Origin of the sequence: Morganella morganii (assembly GCF_041099235.1) — a bacterium.
Taxonomy (GTDB): Bacteria; Pseudomonadota; Gammaproteobacteria; order Enterobacterales; family Enterobacteriaceae; genus Morganella; species Morganella morganii_E.
This window is the reverse complement of record NZ_JBFZSO010000012.1, coordinates 88,072-98,678: the sequence shown is the minus strand read 5'-3', so window position 1 is coordinate 98,678 and position 10,607 is coordinate 88,072. Positions and strand designations below refer to the sequence as shown.

Below are 10,607 nucleotides of genomic sequence, written 5' to 3'. Positions count from 1 at the left end.
GATTACCACCAAACGAATCAGAAAACCAATACCGGAAAAACTCTAAAACCGTGGCCAATTTTAGTTGACCACTACAAATTGAAAAAGCTTGGCGGAATGGAATTTTTTGATGTGCACTTTAGCTACATCGATAACGATTCATTAGAAGAATTCTTCGTCAATGTTCCGGAACAAGGTGGCAGCAAACTAATTCCTGAGGGCTTACCTCGCGCTGGTGTTGTGCACTTGGTTACTCAGGGAAGTACTGGGCAGCTTGGGTTATATCGCTATGAAACCCAGATGATGGCTGGTTCTGGTAAACACTCAGTGTCTGGCCTTGGTTCGAATACCGCAGCGAAAGAAGCTGTGCGTGTTGGCTTTGATTATTTCAAAGGTAACCTGAATAGAATCAGTGCGTCGGCGAAGTTTTCTAATCATGAATATCACCTCCATGTTGTTGAGCTTCACAATACAGGGCCAAGTACCAAGTCATCGCTCGCTGCATTGATTGCGTTCTGTTCAATTCTGATGAACCGACCGATTCAAGAGCAGATGGTTGTACTGGGTGAGATGACTTTAGGTGGTGTCGTCAATCCTGTTCAAGATCTTGCTGGCAGTCTTCAGTTAGCTATGGACAGTGGCGCAAAGCGTATTTTGCTCCCAATGGCCTCAGCCTCAGATATTCCAACAGTTCCCGCTGAGTTGTTCTCAAAATTCCAGATCAGCTTTTATGCAGACCCCGTCGATGCCGTGTTTAAGGCGCTTGGTGTTGTCATATGATGCACCATTTTATGGAGTAATTACAGGTATGTTTACCAAGGCTCATTTCTTTAAATGAGCATTGCAGGTGATGTAAGTATCCCAACAAAAAGTAGCATTCATTTTCAGAGATCTTAATTCATACTGCGTATATATTTTATAGTATAAAAAATAAAGCACATCACAATAGCCATCTTTACGCCCGAACGTAAAGATGGCTATTAAATATTACTTAAAATTCACATTAACAACATTATCCAAACTCCCCTCCAATTCATCCATGTAATCCGCATACCACTGCATCATTTCCCTACGCCCTTCCATATACTGAGCATGATTATACGTGCCACGGATCGCATTCTTGTCAATATACGCAAACTGAGTTTCAATCCACGCTAGGCTCAACTCTGCTCAATTTCATACTTAACCGCGCTTCCTATAATTGAATGGTGATATCCATTTTTCCCTGTTTACATCTAAATAATCAGCCCACCATTGCACCATCAATCGTCTTTCTTCCAGATGTTCTGCTTTATGAATGTAAGCAGCACGAACAGAATTTCGTTCCTGATGGCTCATCTGCCTCTCCACTGCATCTTTTGACCATATGCCTGATTCGATCAATGAACTGCATGCCATTGTCCTGAAACCATGCCCACAAACTTCAGTTTTTGTGTCATAACCCATAGCACGTAGTGCATTATTAACCGTGTTTTCACTCATTGGCTTTCGGGGATTATGGTCACCGATAAAAATTAATTCATGATCGCCACTTAACTGTTGGATCTGCTTTAATATATTTATAGCTTGTTCACTCAGTGGAACCAAATGAGGAGTACGCATTTTAGATCCGCGATAAGAAAATTTAACACCTTCAATTGGTTGCCGTTCTGACGGGATCGTCCACATCGCATTAGTGAAATCAACTTCTTCCCATCTTGCAAAACGAAGTTCACTGGAGCGGATAAAAACTAACAACGTCAGTTTAACGGCCAGTTTAGTCAACAGTCTGCCAGAGTAATTTTCTATCCTTTGCAAAAACTCTGGCAACCTATTAAGTTCAAGGGCTGGGCGATGTATACGCTTTCCGGCTGATATAGCTCCAGCCATATCCTGTGCAGGGTTATAGTCAATTAATCCGCTTTGTACTGCATACCGCATAATCGCTGTCACACGTTGCTGTAAACGAGCCGCTACCTCAAGACGTCCAGACATCTCTACGGCTTTAATCGGTTCGAGGAGATCGCGAGTTTTCAGTTCGGCAATATTGCGTTTACCAATAGTAGAAAAGATATTGTCCTCAAGGCTTTTGAGGACTCTATGGCTATGGCCTTCTGACCACTTTTTATTGGTCGCGTGCCAATCACGAGCGACTTTCTCAAAGGTGTTAAATTCCTTTTGCTGTTCTTCCTTTAATTCTTTCTTGAGTTCGCGTGGGTCGATACCTAAAGCAACTTGCTTTCTAGCGGCATCCCTTCTTTCTCTTGCATCCGCTAAAGAGATCTCAGGGTACACACCAAACGCCATCAAATGTTGTTTGCCGCCAAAGCGAAAACGAAAACGCCAATATTTGGAGCCATTAGGGTGAACATAGAGAAACAAGCCATCACTGTCTGTCAGCGTATAAGCTTTTTCGTCTGGTTTAGCTGCACGAACTTTCGTATCGGTTAATGCCATATTCTTTGTCCTCTTCACCCCAAAGTGAGTATATAAATGAGATATCTCAGATTACTGTTGATGATTTCGAGTTACATAGTCAGTTATGTGCCTACGCCACAGGCTGCGCCTGCATTGCTCTAACATCGATAATTCAAGGTAAAATGAGTATACATTCATTATCGAAGCGATGTATATACTCAGATGTATACTCACTCGGAGGTTGATGTGGGTTGAGTTAGATTGACATGCATTGACTGAAAACGCGGGGAAAGCCTTGCGGATACTGGATTTCAGGCACAAAAAAAGACGTCTGTTGACGTCCATTGATGTTCTTATGGTGCCGAAGGCCGGAATCGAACCGGCACGCCCGTGGGCGGTTGATTTTGAATCAACTGCGTCTACCAATTCCGCCACTCCGGCACAGAAGTGTGTTCTGGAAAACGTCGTTATTATACTTGCGGCACTCTGTGGTGCAACAACTATCACTGAGGCGGTTTGCTGAGTGGTTAAAAAGACGGCGTTTCAGCAGGATGCGGGATTTGTGCGGTGCCCGGAGGGTTCTGCTTTATTTCCGCACTGAATAATAATATTTTTTTATTTGCCGCGATTGTGCCCCGGATGAATAGACATCAATACAATTGCTTATATAATCCTCTCCGGTTCCCGATAAATGTGAGGTGGGTATGGGCTTTGCCGGATGGGTTGCGACAGGTATTTTTATTGGTATCGTCATTGGTATCCTGTTACGTATCTTCAAAAAATAACTGACTTACAGTGTCATATCCCTGTGTCTGCATGGAAGGCTGTTGAATTATCATGAGTAAATTACACCGTCATATTGTACGCCTGATGCCGCTATCGCTGCTGGCGATTGCGCTGTCCGCCTGTTCTTCGCAGCCGGAGAAACACAGTACAGCGCCTGCCGAACGTCCGCCGCTTGACTGGTCTATTGTTGAAAGCAATCCGGAAGCGCTGAAGCTGGCACCGCAGCTGGTCGATGAGGTTGGTGAGAAGATTTTCTCCGAAACCGATGCCCGCGGTATGTTTATGGTGGTGATTGATAATAATGAAGTGTTTCACCGCAGCTACGGCGAGACCCGTCCCGGAAATGGTATTAAGCCACGGACGGATTCACTGATCCGTATTGCGTCCGTCAGTAAGCTGATGACCAGTGAAGTGATGGTGAAGATGGCGGATGATGGTCTGGTCAATCTCAATGATCCGCTGCAGAAATACAGTTATAAGCAGTCTTCCGTGCCGTCTTATAACGGCAAGCCGATCCGCCTGTTCCACCTGGCGAGTCATACCAGTATTCTGCCGCGTGAGCAGCCCGGCGGAAAGTGGGGTCGTCCGGTGTTTACCTGGCCGAGCCGCGATCAGCGCTGGACCTGGCTGAAAACCGCCAAACTGACGGCCCAGCCGGGAACGGAAGCCGCGTATTCCAATCTGGCCTATGATTTACTGGCAGATGCCCTGGAAAAAGCCGGGAATCGTCCGTATACCGAGCTGTTCCGCCATTATGTGACACAACCGGCGGGTATGAAAGATACGACCTATAATCCGTCTGCCGCGCAGTGTAAGCGGCTGATGGTCGGGTTCAAACCGAGTGATTGTTACAGCACGCTGGCGGCTATCGGCAGCGGCGGTGTGTATTCCACCCCGGCGGATATGCAGAAGTGGATGCAGCGCTTCCTCTCTTCCGGCAACACGCAGCGCAAAGCGACCGCCACCAAAGAGCAGACTATCTATTTTAAACGTGGCCATCTTAATGAGATCAAAGGGATGGATGTTGCCGGTGAGGCCGACGGTCTGGGTCTCGGCTGGGTGTATCTGGCACCGGTCGGGGAAATCCCTGCGATTTATCAGAAAACCGGCGGCGGCGGCGGGTTTAATACCTATATGGCGATGATACCGGAGAAAAATATCGGTGTGTTCGTGGTGATGACCCGCAAAGACGGCAGTAAATTCAGTCCGTTACCGAATGGTGTCAATGACCTGGTCCGCTCCCTGGCAGATCTGCATACCCGTAATTACCTGTGATACATAAGAGCATGCCCGCATCAGGCGCGGGCATGTTCTGTATATGCAATAACGGTTTTCATCAGAAACCGATCCAGTAACCGGCTGTCGTGATAATACGGCGCTTCCGGTAACGGGTTCTCAGCCTCATTCAGTACATCCTGAATCAGCCGGTCAACCGCCGGGCGCCGCACTCCATAGTGGCTTTCACCGGACGACGTTTTCAGTATCAGTAATTCCTTCACCTCTGCCAGCACATCCGTATCGGTTATCGTACCCGCCACCAGCGCGTCAAATGCCATCGGCGGCAGACCTTTCCCGGCCGCTATCCAGCGCAGCGCCATCACCGGCCTCAGAACATAAAAGTATTTTTTCAGCCTGATCTGCTCTGCCAGCAAATGCTCCTGCGTGTTGCGTTTTGCCATCGACAGGTAGTGATAGCGTGCCTTGCGCACAGAATAAAACTGCTCTGCAAGCGCTTTTATTTCCCTGGTGAATTCTTCATCCTGATAATACACCACCGGCGAACTCAGCCACTCAATCAGCGCCGGGTTGGAGTTTCTCAGCAATCTCAGTGCCTTGGATAACTCCCAGCCGGCCACATCCAGCTCATCATCGATCGGTTTTTCAATCACATCCCGCTTTTTGTCGAGAGCGAGATACCAGTCCGGCTGATGCACATAGATAAACCGCACATCATAATCACTGTCGGGAGAGGCAAAACCCCACCCGCGACTGCCGGATTCACAGGCATAGAGCACTTTTACGCGGTGTGTTTTTTCAATCTGCGACAGTGTCTCTTTTATCCGTTCCCGCATGGCAGCGGAGACGGCTCCGTCATATTTTTCTGTCATTTTCTACCCCTTCACACACACCACCTGACGCAGTGTATGCACAATTTCCACCAGCGATGACTGCGCGGTCATCACCGCATCGATATCTTTGTACGCCATCGGGATCTCGTCGATCACATCGCTGTCCTTACGGCACTCCACATGGGCGGTGGCGCGCTGCTGGTCTGCTACTGAGAAGCGTTTTTTCGCCTCGGTACGGCTCATCACACGGCCTGCGCCGTGGCTGCACGAGCAGAAGCTTTCTTCGTTTCCGCGTCCGCGCACAATGTAGCTTTTCGCACCCATGGAGCCCGGGATGATCCCCATCTGCCCTTTTTGCGCTGATACCGCCCCTTTTCGTGTTACCAGCACTTCCTCACCAAAATGCTGTTCTTTCTGCACATAGTTATGGTGGCAGTTCACGGCTTCCTGCTGTGTGGTGAACGGTTTGGTGATCTCACGGGACAGCGCTTCCACCACACGGTGCATCATCACTTCACGGTTATGACGGGCAAAATCCTGCGCCCAGCCGACCGCTTCCATGTAATCGTTAAAATGCACACTTCCCTCTTCGAAATACGCCAGGTCGCGATCCGGCAGATTGGCAATGTGGGTCTGCATATCTTTTTGTGCCAGCGAGATAAACAGGTTGCCGATGGCATTACCGACACCGCGTGACCCGCTGTGCAGCATCACCCAGACAAAATCCGCGTCATCCAGACACAATTCGATAAAGTGGTTCCCCGTTCCCAGCGTTCCCAGATGTTTGTAGTTGTTGGTATTACGCAGTTTCGGGTACTTATCGCAGATACGGCGGAACTGCTCATCCAACTGCATCCAGTGGTTATCAACAATATCCGGGACATTTTTCCAGGTTCCCTTATCCCGCCCGTGACGTTCGGTAGTTCGTCCGTGCGGCACGGCTGCTTCAATGGCAAAGCGGATATTTTGCAGGCTGTCCGGCAGATCAGACGCAGTCAGCGAGGTTTTGACCGCAATCATTCCGCAGCCGATATCCACCCCGACGGCGGCCGGGATTATCGCGCCTTTGGTCGGGATAACACTGCCGATCGTCGATCCCTTACCGACATGCACATCCGGCATTACCGCCAGGTGTTTAAAAATAAAGGGCATTTTTGCCGTATTCTGCAATTGCAGCACCGCTTTCGGATCAACCGGCACGCCGTTTGTCCACAATTTTACCGGCGCACTGTTTTCCTGAATCAGTTCATTAAAATCACGATTTATCATTTTTACATTCCTTTCGTTTGGTACCGGTAGTATTGCGATAAGTGTGCCAGTTTTATTTAATCAGAAAACATTTATTTATATAATTGATATATAACGAATAATTAACTATATCTATTTTTGAGATAACATCCTTCCCTGAAATCCCGTATGCTGTTTTTATCTTTTAATATCGTCTTTTATCCGGAAAGATAAATTATGTCATCCGCAAAGAAAAAAGTTGTGATTGGTGTTCTCGGCACGGTGCTCGACCGGCGCGGCAAGAAAGCCAACCGCTGGCATAAATGGCGGCCGAGCATCGGGCTGTGTCAGCAGCCGGATCTGCATATTGACCGCTTTGAGCTGGTTTATCAGCCGGGTGATATGCAGACCGCAGGCCGGGTAAAAGAGGATATAGAGCAGGCATCCCCGCTGACTGAAGTGATGCTGCGTGAGGTGGATATTGCCGATCCGTGGGATTTTGAGCAGGTATACACCGCGTTGCTGGACTTTGCCACTCACTACCCGTTTGATACTGAAAATGAAGAGTATCTGGTGCATATCACCACCGGCACCCATGTGGTGCAGATTTGCTGGTTCCTGCTGACCGAAGCCAGCTATCTGCCTGCTCGTCTTATCCAGACTGCACCGCGCCATGACGCACGGGATAAAGATCCTGCCGGGGTGTATACCATTATTGACCTCGATCTCAGCCGCTATACACAGATCACCGGACGTTTTCAGAAAGAGCAGCAGGCACAGGTCGCGTTTCTGAAGTCCGGTATTGCCACGCGCAATGCCGGGTTTAATACCATGATCGATAAAATAGAGCGTGTTGCTCTGCGCTCCTCCGCCCCTGTTCTGCTGACCGGGCCGACCGGTGCCGGGAAATCATTCCTGGCACGGCGGATTTATGAACTGCGCCGCAGCCGCCATCAGGTAAAAGGGCGTTTTGTGGAGGTCAACTGCGCCACACTGCGCGGTGATAATGCCATGTCCGCCTTGTTCGGCCATGTGAAAGGGGCATTTACCGGGGCGATTCAGGCGCGCGGCGGACTGCTGAAAGAGGCCGACGGCGGGATTTTATTTCTGGATGAGATTGCCGAACTGGGTGCCGATGAACAGGCGATGCTGCTGAAAGCCATTGAGGAAAAACGTTTTTTCCCTTACGGCTCGGATCATGAAACAGAAAGTGATTTTTCCCTGATCGCCGGTACACACCGCAATCTGGCACAGCGGGTCAGCGAAGGGCTGTTCCGTGAGGATTTATACGCCCGTATCAATATGTGGACCTTTGCCCTGCCGGGGCTGGCACAGCGGCGCGAGGATATTGAACCGAACGTGGATTATGAACTGGCGAAATACAGCCGTGATCAGCAGACCCGTGTCCGGTTTGATACCGATGCCAGGCAACACTATCTCGCTTTTGCCTGCTCACCACCGGCTTTGTGGCGCGGTAACTTCCGTGAACTGAGTGCCTCTGTCACGCGGATGGCAACCTTTGCGGAAAACGGGCGGATCACCACCGCACTAGTGCAGGAAGAAACCGAACGGCTGAAGAGCCAGTGGCACAGCGCGGAAACAGTGGTGACGTTGCCAGCCGGGGTGGGTGAAATTGATTTATTTGATCGTCAGCAGCTGGAAACGGTGATTGCCGTCTGCCGCCGTTCACAGACACTTTCTGATGCCGGACGCACACTGTTTGCCGTTTCCCGTCAGCAGAAGAAACAGCCCAATGATGCCGACCGGCTGCGGAAGTATCTGGCCCGCTTTAATCTCAGCTGGGAACAGATTACCGGCCGCTGAAATGACAGAGCCGGTCAGCATACACTGACCGGCTCTGTATACCGATATCCGTAGCTGTTGGTTACTTACGTTTGATCAGCATATATAAACTGATCGCCAGGAACAGCAGGCTCGGCAGCAGTGCGCCCAGCAGCGGCGGGAACTTGTAGGTCAGGCTGAGAGAACCGAAAATCTCATTGGAAACGTAGAACACGAATCCGCAGGCAATCCCCGTCACAACCCTTACGCCCATCGGTACGGAGCGCAGCGGTCCGAAGATAAATGACAGAGCCATCAGCATCATGACTGCCACGGAAAGCGGCGCGAACACTTTTTTCCACAGGTTCAGCTGATAACGCCCCGCGTCCTGCCCGCTCTGCTGTAAATAATTAACATACTGATACAGCCCGCTTATCGACAATGCTTCCGGGTCCAGTGCCGCCACACTCAGTTTTTCCGGAGTCATCTTCGTCTGCCAGGTCATTGACAGTTTCTGCTCACCGGCAATCACATAGGTATCCTGCAGAATGGACTCCTGCACCTGACTCAGTGTCCAGGTATCGGAATCCGAATTGTAATCCGCCGCCGCCGCACTGAGGATGGATTTCAGTTTGTGGTCGTCGTTCATCCGGTACAGCGTGATGCCCTTGAGCTGGGTTTCGCTGTCAACGCGCTGAATATAGATAAAGTCGCTGCCGTCTTTAGCCCACATACCACGGTTGGTTGCCAGCAGAGACGCGCCGCTTGTTTTCTGTGCACGATAATTACGTGCCCACTGTTCACCGGACGGCGCGAGCCATTCGCCGACAATCATGGTCAGGATCACCAGCGGGATAGCGGTTTTCATCACCGAACCCGCCACCTGGAGACGACTGTAGCCGGAAGCCTGCATCACCACCAGCTCACTGCGGGTCGCCAGCGCGCCCAGTCCCATCAGTGCCCCGAGCAGTGCTGCCATCGGGAAGAAAATCTGAATATCCTTGGGGATACTCATGATGGTATACAGCCCTGCATCCCAGGTGGAATATTCCCCCTGGCCGACTCTGCGCAGCTGATCGACAAATTTGATAATCCCTGATAATGACACCAGCATAAACAGGGTCATCATGATGGATTGCAGAATCGTCCGCCCGATGTAGCGGTCAAGAACAAGTACTTTAAACATCAGGCAACCCCCTGAACACGGGCAGAGCCAAAGCGCAGACGGCGGACGGCTGTGGTATTCCACAGATTCAGCACCACCGCCAGAACCAGATAACTGAGATTAACCACCCACGGCCAGACCATCGGATCCAGCTTGCCCTTCTCGCCGCTTGAGCGCAGCGAGCTTTGCAGCAGGAAGAAAATCAGATACAGCAGCATCGCCGGCAGCATACTCAGTACACGCCCCTGACGCGGGTTTACCTCGGAGAGCGGAACTACCATCAGCGCCATCACCACCACAGAGAAGATCAGAGTCAGACGCCAGTGGAATTCCGCGCGGGCTGCTTTGTCTGTCTCTTTCCACAGTTCAGACAAGGTCATCTGCTGGTAGTTACTGTCACCGGTTTTTGCATCACGGTGATCAACAATTGCCTGATAATCGGTAAAATCCGTGATCCGGAAATCACGCAGATACGCGGTCCCCTCATAACGGGTGCCTTTATCCAGCACCACCACCTGATTACCGTTCTCTTTTTCGGTCATATGACCGCCGTCCGCCACCACAATGGACGGACGCTGTTCGTTTCTCGCCCAGAGCTGGGCAATAAAGACATTACTGAACTTATTACCGTCAACATCCCCGAGATAGAGCACCATACTGCCGTCATCAGAGACTTTAAACTGCCCGCCGACCATCGCGGTCACGCCCGGGTTAGCTCTGACTTCCTCCAGGACCTTTTCCTGATACTGGGATGACCACGGTATCAGCCAGACCACGTTAACAGCCGCCACGATGGCGGTAAAGAACGCCAGAATCATGGCGGATTTCACCAGCACACTGTTACCCAGACCACAGGCATGCATCACGGTGATTTCGCTTTCAGTATAGAGTTTACTGTAGGTCATCAGCAGCCCGAGGAAGAGACTCAGCGGCAGAATGAGCTGCGCCATCTCCGGGATACCCAGCCCCAGCAGTGACACGACGAGTCCGGCCGGGATGCTGCCTTCAACGGCGGCACCCAGGACTTCAACCAGTTTTTGACAAAAGAAGATAAGCAACAGGATAAACAGAATCGCAATCTGTGCTTTTAATGTTTCTCTTACCAGATATCTAATAATGATCACGCTTAATACGCCTGTGAAAACTTGTGTTTTTGCATGAAAATAGCTAACTTCGTTCTGTGTTGACTATTTGTGTGCATT

At 50.2% G+C, this 10,607-nt stretch carries 8 protein-coding genes, 1 tRNA gene and 1 pseudogene; 3 read left to right on the top strand and 7 right to left on the bottom strand.

The window, feature by feature from the left end; all coding sequences use genetic code 11:
• Window positions 1-759 (top strand): S16 family serine protease (locus AB7038_RS16320; RefSeq protein WP_369453656.1); only part of this gene is annotated, 759 nt, incomplete at its 5' end.
• Between the two features lie 207 nt (window positions 760-966).
• On the opposite strand, the pseudogene AB7038_RS16315 reads toward AB7038_RS16320, so the two are convergent.
• The 3 genes and pseudogenes from AB7038_RS16315 to AB7038_RS16305 form a co-directional block, all read right to left on the bottom strand.
• A pseudogene (locus tag AB7038_RS16315) lies at window positions 967-1,134 on the bottom strand (integrase); the annotation flags it as partial.
• Between the two features lie 27 nt (window positions 1,135-1,161).
• Complete coding sequence (locus tag AB7038_RS16310; protein WP_205515475.1) at window positions 1,162-2,415, bottom strand: tyrosine-type recombinase/integrase; 1,254 nt, start codon at window positions 2,413-2,415, stop codon at window positions 1,162-1,164.
• A gap of 317 nt (window positions 2,416-2,732) precedes the next feature.
• Window positions 2,733-2,817: transfer RNA gene (locus AB7038_RS16305), tRNA-Leu, on the bottom strand.
• Window positions 2,818-3,213: 396 nt separating this feature from the next.
• On the opposite strand from AB7038_RS16305, the gene ampH reads away from it, so the two are divergent.
• Window positions 3,214-4,437 carry a D-alanyl-D-alanine-carboxypeptidase/endopeptidase AmpH gene (gene ampH / locus AB7038_RS16300; RefSeq protein WP_368889671.1) on the top strand — a complete coding sequence of 408 codons (1,224 nt, stop codon included), beginning with the start codon at window positions 3,214-3,216 and terminating at the stop codon, window positions 4,435-4,437.
• 20 nt (window positions 4,438-4,457) lie between these two features.
• Here the strand turns inward: ampH and AB7038_RS16295 are convergent, their stop codons facing one another.
• Together AB7038_RS16295 and AB7038_RS16290 are read right to left on the bottom strand one after the other, a co-directional pair.
• On the bottom strand, window positions 4,458-5,270 hold the full coding sequence (locus AB7038_RS16295; protein ID WP_368889670.1) for a nucleotidyltransferase domain-containing protein: 813 nt from the start codon (window positions 5,268-5,270) through the stop codon (window positions 4,458-4,460).
• A gap of 3 nt (window positions 5,271-5,273) precedes the next feature.
• Window positions 5,274-6,500, bottom strand: coding sequence for an RtcB family protein (locus AB7038_RS16290; RefSeq protein ID WP_369453655.1), 1,227 nt, complete (start codon window positions 6,498-6,500; stop codon window positions 5,274-5,276).
• Window positions 6,501-6,695: 195 nt separating this feature from the next.
• Here AB7038_RS16290 and rtcR point away from each other — a divergent pair, with 195 nt between their 5' ends.
• Window positions 6,696-8,282: an RNA repair transcriptional activator RtcR gene (gene rtcR, locus AB7038_RS16285; protein ID WP_369453654.1), complete on the top strand. Its 1,587-nt coding sequence runs from the start codon at window positions 6,696-6,698 to the stop codon at window positions 8,280-8,282.
• 61 nt (window positions 8,283-8,343) lie between these two features.
• Here rtcR and lptG read toward each other — a convergent pair whose 3' ends face one another.
• Both lptG and lptF read right to left on the bottom strand, forming a co-directional pair.
• Window positions 8,344-9,426: an LPS export ABC transporter permease LptG gene (gene lptG, locus AB7038_RS16280; RefSeq protein ID WP_368889667.1), complete on the bottom strand. Its 1,083-nt coding sequence runs from the start codon at window positions 9,424-9,426 to the stop codon at window positions 8,344-8,346.
• A complete protein-coding gene (gene lptF / locus AB7038_RS16275) occupies window positions 9,426-10,529 on the bottom strand; it encodes an LPS export ABC transporter permease LptF (RefSeq protein ID WP_368889666.1) in 1,104 nt (367 codons plus the stop codon). Before lptF ends, lptG begins: the two co-directional genes overlap by 1 nt.
• Between the last annotated feature and the right edge of the window lie 78 nt (window positions 10,530-10,607).